At 72.7% G+C, this 13,571-nt stretch carries 14 protein-coding genes; 1 reads left to right on the top strand and 13 read right to left on the bottom strand.

Going from position 1 to position 13,571, the window contains the following annotated elements:
• The 11 genes from ACIY1X_RS15665 to ACIY1X_RS15715 form a co-directional block, all read right to left on the bottom strand.
• The coding region (locus tag ACIY1X_RS15665) for a CaiB/BaiF CoA transferase family protein (RefSeq protein ID WP_399682074.1) at positions 1 to 910 on the bottom strand (910 nt) is incomplete at its 3' end.
• Positions 907 to 1,902 carry a tripartite tricarboxylate transporter substrate binding protein gene (locus tag ACIY1X_RS15670; protein WP_038216195.1) on the bottom strand — a complete coding sequence of 332 codons (996 nt, stop codon included), beginning with the start codon at positions 1,900 to 1,902 and terminating at the stop codon, positions 907 to 909. The genes ACIY1X_RS15665 and ACIY1X_RS15670, both read right to left, overlap by 4 nt.
• 31 nt (positions 1,903 to 1,933) lie before the next feature.
• Positions 1,934 to 2,338, bottom strand: coding sequence for a cupin domain-containing protein (locus tag ACIY1X_RS15675; protein ID WP_038216192.1), 405 nt, complete (start codon positions 2,336 to 2,338; stop codon positions 1,934 to 1,936).
• Entirely contained in the window at positions 2,335 to 3,345 is a 1,011-nt protein-coding gene (locus tag ACIY1X_RS15680) for a tripartite tricarboxylate transporter substrate binding protein (protein WP_038216189.1), read from the bottom strand. Before ACIY1X_RS15680 ends, ACIY1X_RS15675 begins: the two co-directional genes overlap by 4 nt.
• A 160-nt stretch (positions 3,346 to 3,505) precedes the next feature.
• Positions 3,506 to 4,276, bottom strand: a complete 771-nt coding sequence (locus ACIY1X_RS15685; RefSeq protein ID WP_399682078.1) for an IclR family transcriptional regulator — start codon at positions 4,274 to 4,276, stop codon at positions 3,506 to 3,508.
• A 57-nt stretch (positions 4,277 to 4,333) separates the two neighbouring features.
• Complete coding sequence (locus ACIY1X_RS15690) at positions 4,334 to 4,816, bottom strand: DUF2214 domain-containing protein (RefSeq protein ID WP_211260325.1); 483 nt, start codon at positions 4,814 to 4,816, stop codon at positions 4,334 to 4,336.
• A 4-nt stretch (positions 4,817 to 4,820) separates the two neighbouring features.
• Entirely contained in the window at positions 4,821 to 5,234 is a 414-nt protein-coding gene (locus ACIY1X_RS15695) for a DUF6152 family protein (protein WP_399682082.1), read from the bottom strand.
• Positions 5,235 to 5,323: 89 nt separating this feature from the next.
• Entirely contained in the window at positions 5,324 to 6,244 is a 921-nt protein-coding gene (locus ACIY1X_RS15700) for a 2-hydroxyacid dehydrogenase (RefSeq protein ID WP_399682084.1), read from the bottom strand.
• 61 nt (positions 6,245 to 6,305) lie between these two features.
• The gene (locus ACIY1X_RS15705) at positions 6,306 to 8,111 is read right to left on the bottom strand and encodes an acyclic terpene utilization AtuA family protein (protein ID WP_157008379.1); all 1,806 of its coding nucleotides are present in this window, start codon (positions 8,109 to 8,111) and stop codon (positions 6,306 to 6,308) included.
• Positions 8,112 to 8,136: 25 nt separating this feature from the next.
• Positions 8,137 to 9,120, bottom strand: a complete 984-nt coding sequence (locus ACIY1X_RS15710; protein WP_399682087.1) for a Bug family tripartite tricarboxylate transporter substrate binding protein — start codon at positions 9,118 to 9,120, stop codon at positions 8,137 to 8,139.
• Positions 9,117 to 10,274: a CaiB/BaiF CoA transferase family protein gene (locus tag ACIY1X_RS15715; RefSeq protein ID WP_399682090.1), complete on the bottom strand. Its 1,158-nt coding sequence runs from the start codon at positions 10,272 to 10,274 to the stop codon at positions 9,117 to 9,119. Before ACIY1X_RS15715 ends, ACIY1X_RS15710 begins: the two co-directional genes overlap by 4 nt.
• Before the next feature lie 111 nt (positions 10,275 to 10,385).
• On the opposite strand from ACIY1X_RS15715, the gene ACIY1X_RS15720 reads away from it, so the two are divergent.
• Positions 10,386 to 11,315, top strand: a complete 930-nt coding sequence (locus ACIY1X_RS15720; protein ID WP_399682093.1) for a LysR family transcriptional regulator — start codon at positions 10,386 to 10,388, stop codon at positions 11,313 to 11,315.
• A 45-nt stretch (positions 11,316 to 11,360) separates the two neighbouring features.
• Here the strand turns inward: ACIY1X_RS15720 and ACIY1X_RS15725 are convergent, their stop codons facing one another.
• Together ACIY1X_RS15725 and ACIY1X_RS15730 are read right to left on the bottom strand one after the other, a co-directional pair.
• Positions 11,361 to 12,269: a DUF4349 domain-containing protein gene (locus tag ACIY1X_RS15725; protein WP_399682096.1), complete on the bottom strand. Its 909-nt coding sequence runs from the start codon at positions 12,267 to 12,269 to the stop codon at positions 11,361 to 11,363.
• 130 nt (positions 12,270 to 12,399) lie between these two features.
• A partial coding sequence (locus ACIY1X_RS15730) for a biotin/lipoyl-containing protein (RefSeq protein WP_399682099.1) occupies positions 12,400 to 13,571 on the bottom strand: 1,172 nt, incomplete at its 5' end.

The following is a 13,571-nucleotide window of genomic DNA, read 5'->3' on the forward strand; positions in this document are numbered from 1 at the left end:
TGCGGGTGGCCATCACCTCGGCGACGAAGGCGTAGCACTCGGCGATGTGCGCGGCGCGCGCGGTGTGGCTGCCGAACTTCGGCGAGTCGCGCAGCTCGGGCCGGCCGATCAGCTCGAAGAAGGCGCGCCAGTGCTTGTCGTTGTAGATCAGCACGCTCAGGTGCCCGTCGGCGGTGGCATACGGGCGCCGGTGCTCGGCCAGCAGGCGCGCGTAGCCGGTGCCGCCCAGCGGCGGATCGAAGCTGGCGCCGCCCAGGTGGTCGCCCATCACGAACTGGGTGAGCGCCTCGAACATCGGTATCTCCACCGCCTGGCCCTGGCCGGTTTGCCGCGCGTGCAGCACGGCGGCCAGCAGCGCGATGGCGGCCTGCAGGCCCACCGCGCGGTCGGCCAGGGTGACGGGCGCGTAGCGCGGCGCGCCGCCGCTCTGCTGCGCGAAGAGCGAGGCGACGCCGGACGCGCCCTGGATCAGGTCGTCGTAGGCGGGCTGGCCGGCGTAGGGCCCTTCCTCGCCGTAGCCGAAGGCGCCCAGGTAGACGATGCGCGGGTTGACGGCCGCCACGTCCTCGTAGGCCAGGCCCAGCCGCGCCATCGCCTGCGGGCGGGTGTTGTAGATCAGCGCGTCGCAGCCGGCCGCCAGGCGCAGGCAGGCCGCGCGGCCCTCGGGCTGCTTGAGGTCGAGCACGATGGAGCGCTTGTTGCGGTTCAGGTGCAGCGCCATCGCGCCCATGCCGGGGTGGCGCATGGGGCCGACGGCGCGCAGGTTGTCGCCGCCGGGCGGCTCGACCTTGATGACGTCCGCGCCCAGATCGCCCAGGGTCTGCGTGGCGTAGGGCCCCATCACCACGGCCGTCAGGTCCAGGATGCGCAGGCCCGCGAGCGGGCCGGTGGCAGTGGCCGCTCCGCTCATTGCTTCTGGATCCCCGCGTCCTCGATCAGCTTCTTCCACTTGCCGAGTTCCGCCACGGTGAAGCTGCCCAGCTCCTCCGGGGTGCTGCCGAAGGCGTCGAAGCCGAGCTGCGAGACGCGCTCGCGGAAGGCCGCGCTGTTGGCCGTGCCGGCCAGCACGCGGTTGAGCGCGGCCACGACTTCGCGCGGCGTGCCGGCCGGCGCGAACACGCCGTTCCACGAGGTGATGTCGAAGCCCTTCAGCTCCGGCGTGTCGGCCACCGGCGGCAGTTCGCTGAAGAGCTTGGTGCGCTCCCTGGTGGTGACGGCGATGGCGCGCATCTTGCCGGCCTTGACGGTCGCCAGGCCCGCCGCGAGATCGACGAACATGAACTGCACCTGCCCGCCGATCAGGTCGGCGATGGCCGGCGGCGTGCTCTTGTAGGGCACGTGCAGCATCGGCACGCCGGACATGCGCGACAGCGTGGCGCCGCACACGATGCCGGTGCTGTTGCCGCTGGCGTAGCTGAGCTTGCCCGGGTTGGCGCGGCCCCAGGCGATGAGGTCGGCCACGGTCTTGGCCGGCAGGTCGTTGTTGACCACCAGCATGAAGGGCAGGTTGCCCATGCGGCTGACCGGCGCGAAGTCCTTCACCGGGTCGTAGGGCAAGCTCTTCATCAGGCTCGGGTTGGCCGAGTGCGTGGTGTTGGTGGTCATGAACAGCGTGTAGCCGTCGGGCGGCGCCTTGGCCACGAACTCGGCGGCGATGATGCCGTTGGCGCCGGCCTTGTTGTCCACCACCACCGGCGTCTTCAACGCGTCGGAGAGCGCCTGCGCCGTGATGCGCGCCACCGCGTCGGTGCCGCTGCCGGCCGCGAAGGGCACGATCAGCTTGATCGGCTGCGCCGGCCAGCCGGCGGGCTGGGCGCGCGCGGCGGGCGCCAGCGCGAGGCCGCCCAGCAGCGCCAGGGCGCGGCGGCGCGAAAGGGAAAGGTCTTCCTGATGCAATGGCATGTCTTGTCTCCTGGTGGTTGTGTCCCGGCGTTCAGGCGCGGATCACGCGCTCGGGCGATTCCTCGTAGGGCGGGCTGTAGATCACCAGCACGCGCGCCGGCTCGTCGCTCACCACGGTGAAGGTGTGCATCTCGCCGGCCGGGAAGAAGCAGCAGTCGCCCGGCGCCAGCTCCTGCCGCTGGCCGCCCACCTCGGCCACCGCGCGGCCTTCGAGCAGGTAGCAGACCTGCTCGATGCCGGGATGCGCATGGGGCAGCGCGCCCTTGCCCTTCTGGATGCGGCCGACCAGCACCTCCAGCTGCTTCGCGCCGACCGTCTCGGGGCCGATCAGGCGCCGGTTCAGCGTGCCGGTGTGGTTGGCCGGGTGGTAGCCGACGACGTCGGATTCGCGCACGAAGTAGCGCTGCGGCTGCGGGGTTCCGCTGTCTTGGCTCATGACGCGGGCTTGAAGGTGCTGTTCTTCGCGATGCGTGCCCAGCGCGCCGCGTCCTGCTCGATGGTGGCGGCGAACTGCTCGGGCGTGCTGCCCACCGGCTCGTAGTCGATGCGCAGAAGCTGCTCGCGCACCTCGGGCAGGGCGACGATGCGCACGACTTCCGCATTGAGGCGCTTGACGATCGCCGCCGGCGTGCCCGCAGGCGCCAGCAGGCCGGCCCACGACTGGAAGGTCATGCCGGCCAGGCCCGCCTCCTTCATCGTCGGCACCTGCGGCAGCGCGGGCGAGCGCTGCTCCGACAGCACCGCCAGCGGCTTGACCTTGCCGGCCTTGATCATCTGCAGGCCGACGAAGGGGTCGATGGTGAGGTCCACCTCGCCGCCGACCACGGCCTGCAACTGCGGCCCGGTGCCCTTGTACTGCGCATTGGCGATGCCGGGCGCGCCGATGTCCGCCTTGAACTGCTCGCTGATGAGCCCGATCATGCTGCTGCCCGAAGACATCGACAGCGGCTTGGCGCCCGGCCGCTTCGCCAGCGCCACGAGTTCCTGCACCGAATTGGCCGGCAGCGACGGGTGCGCCACCATCACGAAGCCGATGCGTGCGATCAGGCTGACCGGCGCGAAGCTGGCCAGCGGCTCGTAGCCGGCCTTGTAGAGCGCGGGGCTGAGCGTCTGCGCGCCGGCGGTGTTGAGCAGCAGCGTGTAGCCGTCGGGCGCGGCGCGCGCCACCGCCTCGGTGCCGATGATGCCGTTGGCACCGCCCCGGTTGTCGATCACCACCGGCTGGCCCAGCGCCTCCGAGAGCTTCTGCGACAGCATGCGCGCCACCACGTCGGTGGCGCCGCCCGCCGCGAAGGGCACGATGACGCGGATGGGGCGGCTGGGCCAGTCGCCCGCGCCGACGGCGGACTGCGCATGGGCCGGCACGAGGGCCACGGCGGCAGCCAGGGCGCCGGCCGCCAGCAGGGCGCGTCGGCGCGGGGGGAAAAGGAATCGGCTCGTCATGCTTGTCTCCTTCTGTGTTTGATCAACGTCCCGCGGCTTGGGACGCACGTTCAACACCCCTCACCGTTCACGCTGAGCTTGGCCTGTCCTGAGCCTGTCGAAGGGTCGAAGCGCGGCGCAGGGCTTCGACAGGCTCAGCCCGAACGGTGCGTTGTGCTTGTCAGGCCGCCTTGGGCACCAGCGCGAGCAGGGCCCGCTCGGGGCCCTCGATGGCGCGGCAGGCCGAGCGCAGCATGGCGGCCAGCGCCTCCTGCCGCGGCTCGATGCGGTAGCGCGGCCCGACCACCGAGATGGCCCATGCCTGCCCGCCGATGCGCACCGGCCAGGCGATGCCGGCCAGGTCGGCGATGCTCTCGCCGATGTTGGCGAACCAGCCGCGCTCGGCCGAGCGGGCCAGTTCGGCCTCGATGTCGGCCGCGCGGGTCAGCGTGGCCTCGGTCAGCTTGCGCAGCTTCGCCGCCTGCAGCAGCGCCTTGCGCTCCGGCGCCGGCAGCGTCGAGAGCAGCGCGCGGCCCGGCGAGTTGGCGTACGCCTCGCGCGTCTCGCCGGCCTCGGCGGCGTAGCGGATGCTCTGCGGCGAATCGAGCACCTCCAGGTAGACCACGCGGCCGGGCTCGCGGAACTTGGCGAAGACCACCGTTTCCTGCGTGGCGTCGCGCAGTTCCTCCAGCGCGGGGCGGATGCGGTCGAGCACCGGGTCGTGCGCCGCGATGACCTGCGCCATCGCCAGCAGCCGGCCGGTGGGGTAGTAGCCCTGGCGGCGGCCGGTCTCGTACAGGTAGCCCTGCTTCTCCAGCGTGCGCAGCAGGCCCAGGCAGGTGGAGACGGGCATCTCCAGCAGCCGCGCCGCCTCGGAGAGGGCCAGCGGCTGCTTCTCGCGCGCGAAAAGTTCGATCAGCTCGATCACGCGGGTCGCCATTTTCACTGTCATGAAGAAATTTTCAGGATTTTGAAAATATCTTCCCATCCGGGATGACCCGGATGCCGCTCAGACGAAGCCGATCCAGCGCCCCGCCACCAGCACGGCCAGCCACAGGCCCAGCGACAGCCATGCCCGCACGCGCACCGCGGCCGCCACCGCGCCGCCCTGCCGCGCCGCCGCCCAGCCGGCGCCGGCGTGCTGCCACGCCACGTTGAGCAGCGCCAGCAGCAGCAGGCCCATCTTGCAGAGGAAGGCGGGGTTGGCCGCGTAGTCCTGCGGCCGCACGGTGAACAGCCACAGGCCCATGAGCAGCGCCAGCACGAGCCCGCAGCCGGCGGCGCGCACCAGCACGGACGCCATCGGCGCCAGCGGCACGTGGCGAAAGGCCAGCCCCGCCAGCCGCAGGTCCAGCGGCACGATGGCGCCGAGGAGCAGCCCCAGGCCCAGGATGTGGGCGGCGTTGACGAACAGGTAGGCGGTGCCCGAGTCCTGCAGCCAGCGCGCGCCCGGCCACAGGGCCAGGGCGGCCAGCGCCTCGTCCAGCCCCACGGCCTCAGTTCCGCAGGCGTTCGGGGTACATGTCGTAGTGGGTGCCGCCCACCGTGATGCGCACCGCCTTCATGTGCAGGCGGGCATGGTCCTTGTGGCGGTTGCCCAGCACCCGGATCGCGTCGCCGGCCTTGGTCGTCTGGCCGGTGAAGCCCGAGCGCTCGGTCTGCGAGGGGTTGCCCAGGTCCACCTGCCAGAGCGCGCCGTCGGCGGCCTTCACCTGCAGCATCGGATGGGGCGGCGCCATCGAGACGGCGTGGACGGTGCCGTCGAGCGTGGTCTGCTCACCGTCGGCCCACGACCAGCCGTGGTGCGCCTGCGCCAGCGGCACGCCCAGGGCGAGCGCGGCGGCGCCGAGCAGCGCCGCGCCGGTGCGGCGCATCCCTGCTGTCCTGCGCTGGAAGAACATCGCATGCATCGGAGCACTCCTTCTCGTGTCGGAAAGGTGGAGAGTGCGCCGTTTCGGCGAAAGTTGCACGCTCCCTCGACGGGCGCGCGGCGGCGGGCTCAGTAGCCGCGCGCCGGGTCCACCACGCCCGCGATGGGCTCGCCGCGTTCGAGCCGGCCGATCTTGTCGGCGATCTGCGCGATGGTTTCGCGGCGCAGGGTGCGCGCGGAGGCATGCGGCGTGACGGTGATCTTCGGATGCCGCCAGAAGGGATGCTCGGCCGGCAGCGGCTCCTGCTGGAAGACGTCCAGCGTCGCGCCGGCCAGACGGCCGCTGTCGATCAGCGGGATCAGGTCCTCCTCCACCAGGTGGCCGCCGCGCGCGATGTGGATCAGGTAGCCGCCGGGCCGCAGCGCCGACAGCGTGGTGCGGTTGAGGATGCCGCGCGTCGCGTCGGTCAGCGGCAGCAGGTTGACCAGCACGCGCGTGGCGACGAGGAAGTCGCCCAGCCGCGCCTCGCCGGCGAAGGTGCGCACGCCGTCGATGGCCTTGGGCGTGCGGCTCCAGCCCAGCACCGGGAACTCGAACTGCCGCACCGCCCGGGCCACGCGCTCGCCCAGCACGCCCAGGCCCATGATGCCCACGGGGAAATCCGCGCGCTCCAGCGGCTTGCGGAAGACCCAGCGGCCCTGGCGCGCCTCGGTCTCGTAGACGTCGAACTCGCGGAAGTGGCGGATCAGCGCGTGGCACACGTACTCGGCCATCTGCACCGACATGCCGGCGTCGTCCAGCCGCACCACCTGCAGCCCGGGCGGCAGCCTCAGCTTCATGATCGCGTCCACGCCGGCGCCGATGTTGAACATCGCCTTCAGATGCGGCTGCTCGTCGACGAACTGCTGCGGCGGCGCCCAGACCACCGCGTGGTCCGCCGCCGCCAGTCCGGGCGACCACATCTGCACCTGCGCCCCGGGCAGCGCCGCCTGCAGCGCCTCCACCCAGGGTTCGGGCTTGGTGTCGGACAGGCAGACGGCAATGCGCACGGCGGGGCTCCTCGGGGTGGCGGACGATGGCCCCCGACTGTACGCAAGGCCGCGCCGGCGCTCAGGCCGGCGGGAACCACGCCGCCGGCACGCGCACCGGCAGCGCCAGCAGGATCTGCCCCATGCCCTTGCCCAGCGCGTCGTTGCGCAGCGAGGCCATGCCGCCGCCGCCCAGCGCCCGTTCGCACACGAAGTTGAAGGCGTGGATGCCCGGCACCTCGTGGCGCGTGACCGGCCCTTCGACCAGGTGCGCCAGGTGTGCCGCGACGCGCTGCGGCGTGAGCTGCGCGCGCAACAGCGGCAGCCACTCCGGCCGGCGCGCGATCACGCCGATGTTGGAGGTGTCGCCCTTGTCGCCCGAGCGCGCCCAGGCCAGCCGGATCAGCGGCACCTCCACGGTCGGCCCCGAGGGCTCCTCCACCGGCAGCGGCGGGCCGGCGGGCGCAGGCGCCGCATCGGCGGCAGGCGCGGCGCCGGGCAACGGCGGCAGATCGACCGCCGCGCTATCGAGGCGGACCTGCGGCGAGACGCTGGCCTTGTCCAGCAGGAAGGCGTACTGGCGGATCAGCGGCGAGACGCCCGCGCGCCCGCCGGCGCCGGTGGTGCCCGGCGCCCACGAGGTGCCGGCCGGCGCGATCTCGCGCGCCAGCAGTTCCAGCGCGGCCTTGTCGGCGTGGCGCGCCGTCACGCGCAGCACGGCCTCGCGCACGCCGGCCGCGGCGGCCTGGGCATGCGGGCCGTAGGGGCTCTCGCTGCCCAGCACCTCGATGTGCGTCGCGCTGAAGGGCGCCAGGCCACGCGCGGCCAGCAGCCCGCCCACGCGCTCCAGGATGGCTTCGCCGGTGCGGCGCGCCTTGGCGACGGCGTCGAAGCCCACGATGGTGAGCTGCGCCGAGGTCTTGAAGCCGTCCACGTAGGTGGCGCAGACCTTGTAGCTGCCGGTGGGCGCGCGGCCGCGCGCGCCGTGCACGCGCACCTGCTGCGGCCCGGCCGGCTCGATGCGCACCTGCGTGAAGTCGCACACCACGTCCGGCAGCAGATAGGCGGCCGGGTCGCCGATCTCGTAGAGCATCTGCTCGGCCACCACCTGCGGCGCGACCAGGCCGCCGGTGCCCTCGGGCTTGGTGACGGTGAAGCTGCCGTCGGCGGCGCATTCGACGATGGGGTAGCCGATGTGCGCCCAGTCGGGCACCTCCTGCCAGTCGGTGTGCAGCCCGCCGGTGGCCTGGCAGCCGCATTCGATGATGTGGCCGGCCAGGCTGCCGCCGGCCAGCGCGTCGAAGTCGCCGGGCTGCCAGCCGAACTCGTGCATCAGCACGCCCAGCGTCACGGCCGAATCGACGCAGCGGCCAGTGATGACGACCTGCGCGCCGGCGTCCAGCGCCGCCTTGACCGGCAGCGCGCCCAGGTAGGCGTTGGCCGTGACGACCCTGGCCGGCAGCGGCGCGCCGCTCTGCAGCTCGCGCAGCGGCGGCTCGGCCTCGCGCAGCGCAGGCAGCAGCGGCATCACGTCGTCGCCGGTGACCACCGCGATCCTCACCGGCACGCCCAGTTCGTCGGCCAGCGCGCGCAGCGCGTCGGCGCAGCCCTGCGGGTTCACGCCGCCGGCGTTGCTGACCACGCGGATGCCCCGGGCGATCGCGTCCTGGAGCACCGACCGCATCGCCACGGCGACGAAGTCGGTGGCGTAGCCCATCTCGGGCTTCTTCATGCGCGCAGCGGCCAGGATGGACATGGTCAGTTCGGCCAGGTAGTCGAACACCAGGTAGTCGATCCGGCCGCCGGCCACCAGTTGCGGGGCGCCCACGCTGGAGTCGCCCCAGAAGCCGGAGGCGCCGCCGATGCGCACGGTCTTCGGTTGCTTCATCGCTCGCTCCATCACGTGGACGCGCTCACTGCGGCTCGATGCCGGCCGCGCGGATGACCCGCTCCCACTTCTTCATGTCGGCGGCCTGGAAATGCGCCAGTTCCTCGGGCGTGCCGAAGGCCACCTCGCCGCTGGTCTTGGCCTGGAAGGCCTGGACCTCGGGCGATGCCGAGGCCTTCCCGAAGGCCGCGTTCAGGCGCTTGACCACGGCGGGCGGCATGCCGGCCGGCCCGTAGACGGCGAACCAGTAGCTCATGTCGTAGCCCTTCACGCCGGCCTCGGCCACGGTCGGCACCTCCGGCGCGGCGGCCAGGCGCTTGGCGCCGCTGGTGGCCAGCGCGCGCAGCTTGCCGCCCTGCACCTGCGGCACGGCGGTGGGCGCGTCGGCGAACATGAAGTCGAACTGCCCGCCGATCAGGTCGGTGATGGCCTGCGGGTTGCTCTTGTAGGGCACGTTGGTGATGTCCACGCCGGCCATCTGCTTGAGCAGCTCGCCCGCCACCTGGCTGGACGAGGAGCCGCTGCCGAAGTTGAGCTTGCCCGGCGTCTTCTTCGCCGCCGCCAGCAGGTCGGCCAGCGTCTTGTAGGGCGCGTCGGGCCGCACCAGCAGCAGCATCTGGCCCTTGGCCAGCAGCGCGATGGGCGTGAAGTCCTTGACCGGGTCGTAGGGCACCGTCTTGAACAGGTAGGGGTTGGCCACCTGCGTGGTGTTGGTGGTGATGAACACGGTGTAGCCGTCGGGCGGGGCCTTGGCGACGTACTGGGCGGCGATGAAGCCGCTGGCGCCGCCCTTGTTGTCGACCACGACCGGCACCTTCATGTCGTCGGACACGGCCTGGCCGTAGACCCGCGCCGACTGGTCCGTGCCGCTGCCGGCGGCGAAGGGCACGACGAGGGTGATGGGCTTGGCCGGGTAGTCCTGGGCCCGGGCGAGGGGCGCGGCCATCGCCAGCGCGGCGCTCAGCATCAGGGCGGTGGTGGCGGATCGGCGGGAAGCGCGGAAGGTCATGGTGTCTCCGGGGGTGTGATGGTGGGCGTGGGCACCTGGTGGCGGGCGTTGTGTTCTCCCAGGCGCGGCGCGATGCCGCGCGCCGGCGGCCGGCCGCCGTCGATGCACAGCGGCATCGCGGTGAGCGAGAAGTCGGCGCCGGGCACCGGCGCCAGCATGCCCAGGGCCTGCACCTGCGGGTGCGCCAGCGCCTCGGGCACCGAATGCACCGGTGCGCAGGGCACGCCGGCAGCCTCGAAAAGCTCGCCCCACTCGGCCTGCGTGCGCGTGCGCAGGATCGGCTCCAGCTGCTCGAACAGCGCCGCCTTGTGCGCCAGGCGGGCACGGTTGGTGGCGAAGCGCGCCTCGTCGATCCAGCCCGGCCGCGCCAGCGCGTGGGCCAGCTTGGCGAACAGGCGGTCGTTGCCGCAGCAGATCAGCAGCGGCCCGTCGGCGGTGTCGAAGGCCTCGTAGGGCACGAAGCCGGGATGGCCGGAGCGGTGCCGCTGCGGCAGGCGCCCCTCGTTGGCCCAGGCGTCGCCCTTCTGCGCGTTCCAGGCCAGCGCGGTCTCCAGCAGCGAGGTGGTCAGCAGGCCGCCGCGGCCGGTGCGCTCGCGCCGGTGCAGCAGCGCCAGCACGCCGATCACCAGCCACATGCCCGAGCCCTGGTCGCACATCGACGCGCCCGAGCGCATCGGCGGGTCGCCCTCGCCGCCGTTCGTGCTCGACAGGCCGCTGAAAGCCTGCAGCAGCGGCTCGTAGCCGGGCCGCATGGCCATCGGGCCGGTGGCGCCGAAGGCCGAGATCTCGCCGTAGATCAGTCGCGGGTGGCGCGCGCACAGGGTCTCGCCGTCGATGCCCAGCGCCCTGGGCACGCCGGGCCGCAGGTTGTGGATGAAGACGTCGGCCTGCGCCGCGAGGCGGTCGAGATGCGCGCGGCCGGCCTCGCTCTTGAGGTCCAGCGCGACCGACTGCTTGCCGCGGTTGAAGATGTGGAAGTTGAGCGCGTCGCCGTGGCGGAAGGCCGGGCCCATGCGGCGCGCGTCGTCGCCGCCCTCGGTGCGCTCGATCTTGATCACCTCGGCGCCCAGGTCGGCCAGGATCGCGCCGGCGAAGGGGCCGGCCAGCACCTGGCCCAGTTCCAGCACGCGCACGCCCTCAAGCACGCCGGCCATGTCGGTTCTCCATCGGTCTGTCTCCTGATCTGGCGGCCAGTCTAGGCAAGGGGGCTTGATCTGTGAATCGCTACATTTCTATATCTGTGATAACTCCTGCGGATCAATGACATGCGCATCGACCTCAACGTGCGGCAGCTCGAAGCCTTCGTGCGCGTGGCGGAGTGCGGCAGCTTCCGGCAGGCCGCGCAGCAGCTCGGCCAGTCGCAGCCGGCGCTCAGCGGCGCCATCCGGCGCGCCGAGCAGACGCTGGGCGCGCGCCTGTTCGACCGCGACACGCGCCACGTGCGCATCACCGCCGTCGGGCAGGAGCTGCTGCCCATCGCGCGCCGCATCCTGCGCGACTTCGACGACGCGCTGGGCGACCTGGGCGAGTTCATGGCCGGGCGCAGCGGCTGCGTGACGGTGACGGCGCTGCCGTCCATCAGCGTCGCCCTGGCGGTGCGCGCGGCCGCCGCGTTCATGCGCACGCACCCCCAGGTGCGCTTCGCGCTGACCGAGGCGCCGGCCGACATGCTGCTGGCCGCGGTGGAGGAAGGCCGCGCCGACTTCGGCCTGAGCGTGCGCCCGGCGCCGCAGCAGCGCCTGCGCTACCAGCACCTGCTCGACGATGCCTTCGTGCTGGTGTGCCGCCGCGACGACCCGCTGGCCGCGCGCCGGTCCGCGCCCTGGTCGGTGTTCGCCACCCGCCCGTGCATCGTGAGCGCGCCGCACAGCAGCATCCGCGCGGTGACGGACGCGGCCTTCCTGCGCCTGCGCAGGCCGGTGCGGCCGGTGCTGGAGTTCCCGAGCGTGGCGGCCTGCGGCGCGATGGTGGCCGGCGGGCTGGGCATCACCGCCCTGCCGCGGCTGGCGCTGCAATTGGTGGACATGGCCGCCCTGGCGGCCGTCCCGCTGGTGCAGCCGGCCGTGTCGCGGCCGATCGGCATCGTCACGCGCATCGGCCGTTCGCTGTCGCCCGCGAGCCGGGCCTTCATGGCCGGCCTGCAGGCCGAGGCTCACTCGCCCGGCCGCGGCAACTCCGCCCCTTCTGCCACCTGATCGCCCGGCGCGTGGAGCCGTTCCCCACCGCGCCGACGATCGTCGTCACGCCCCGGTTCTGCGGGCACGGCGGCGGCGCCACGCTCGCGCCAGCACACCAAGGCCCCAGAAGAACGGCACGGCCACCACCGCCCAGGGCAGCACGGCGGCGACGAAGGTGATGAGCGCCGCAACGCTGTCGGCCAGCACCTCGCCGGCCTCGCGCATCGCACGGCCGATCGGCCCCGTGCGGGCACCCTGCACCAGCGCGCGCGTGGGCGTGAAGCGGACCTGGACGTGCTGCATGCCGGTCTGCTGCGCCAGGATCTTGCGCCGGGTGGCGCTGCTGTCGAGGTCGGCCTGGGTGTCGGCCAGCGTGCGCTGGATCTCGAGCAGGTCCGACATCTCGCGCTTGACCGACTTGTCCGCCAGCATGGCGCGCAGGCTGTCGCGGAACTCGGTGCGGTTGCGGATGTGGGCCTCGACGTCGACCACCTCGGCGGTCTTGTCCTCGCTGGTGGTGTCGTGCTGCACGACCTGCGCCACGCCGGCCAGGCCGCCGAGCAGCCTGTCCACGTCGGCAGGCAGGACGCGCATCTCGAGCGAGGCGGCGCCCGCCTGCTGCGCCGTCTCGCGCTGCAGGGACGACGACAGCAGTTCGCAGCGCAGCGTGCCGCAGAGTTCGCGCACGCTGGCCCAGGCCTCGGGCAGCTTGTCGGGGGCGACCTCGACGCTCAGGTCGTGGCGCACCGCCAGGAAGCGCTCGGCCGGCGCCTCGGCGGCCGAGTCCTCCCGCGCACGCGCAAGCTCGGCCGGCGCAGCCGCACCGCCGGCCAGCCTGGCGCTGGCCGGTGCCTCGGCCAGTGCCTGCGGCACCTCGTGATGCTTCTGGCAGCCGGCCGCCAGCAGGGTGCCCAGGGCCAGCAGGCCGGCGCCCAGAGCGCCGGAGAAGGAGAAAGGGAAGAATCGTTGCATGGAAGAAGTGTCCGCGAGTGGTGATCGCGGTGATACGCGCGGGCACGCACAAGAGGGTTGGAAACTGCCCACGATTCGATCTTCGGCAGCGTTTTCCCATCGCGCAGGCCTGGCGGCCGGCGGCGCGTGCTCAGGTCCCGATGCGCAGCAGCTCCGCCCCTTCGGCCACCTGGTCGCCCGGCGCGTAGAGCAGTTCCTCCACCGTGCCGTCGGCCGGCGCGGCGATGGTGTGCTCCATCTTCATCGCCTCCATCACCGCCAGCGGCTGGCCCTTGGCGACCTTGTCGCCGGCCTTCACCGCGAAGGACACCACCTTGCCCGGCATCGGCGCCGTGAGGCGCCCGCCCTCGGCGTGCGCGTCGCCGGCATGGGCCATGCGGTCCACCTCGGTGATGCGTGTGGCGCCCTGCGGCGCGAAGACGTGCAGCACGTCCTGCTGCGCGTACACGTTCAGCGCGTGGCGGCCGCCGGCGAACGAGACCTCGATGCGGCCGTCCGGCAGCCGGCCGATCGCCAGCGGGCCGGCGACGGCGTCCGCCGCCAGCGCCTCGCCCTCGGACACCGCCAGGTGCAGCGCGCCGCCCTGGCCGTAGCGCAGCTCGGCGACCGCCGGCCGGCCGTGGAACTCGAAGTCGAAGCGGCGCTGGTACGTGCCCAGGGCGCGCCAGCCGTCGCGCCGCGCGAACGGGTCGGTCGCCATCCGCCCGCTCAGCGGCCACTCGTCCAGCACCTGGTGCGCGACGGCCGCGGCGGCGGCCAGCGGCAGGCCCAGCGGCTCGCGCTCGAACAGCACGGCGCGCTCGCGCTCGATCAGCGCCGTGTCCAGCTTCGCCTGCGAGAAGGAGTCGGTCGCCAGCACGCCGCGCAGGAACTGCACGTTGGTCGCCACGCCGACGATCTGCACCTGCGCCAAGGCCGCATCCAGCCGCGCCAGCGCCTCGGCGCGGGTGGCACCGTGCACGATCAGCTTGGCGATCATCGAGTCGTAGAAGGGCGAAATCTCGCCGCCCTCGCGCACGCCGTCGTCGATGCGCACGCGGCTGCGCTGGAAGGCGGTGTGCGGCTGCGGCTTGCGGTACACGGCCAGCGTGCCGGTGGCAGGCAGGAAGTTGTTGTCCGGGTTCTCGGCGCAGATGCGGGCCTCGATGGCGTGGCCGTGCATCTCCAGTTGCTCCTGCTTCAGGGGCAGCGGCTCGCCGGCGGCCACGCGCAGTTGCCACTCCACCAGGTCCAGGCCGGTGATGGCCTCGGTGACGGGGTGCTCCACCTGCAGCCGCGTGTTCATCTCCATGAAGTAGAACT

It is taken from the genome of Xenophilus sp. (assembly GCF_044462705.1).
Taxonomy (GTDB): Bacteria; Pseudomonadota; Gammaproteobacteria; order Burkholderiales; family Burkholderiaceae_C; genus Xenophilus; species Xenophilus azovorans.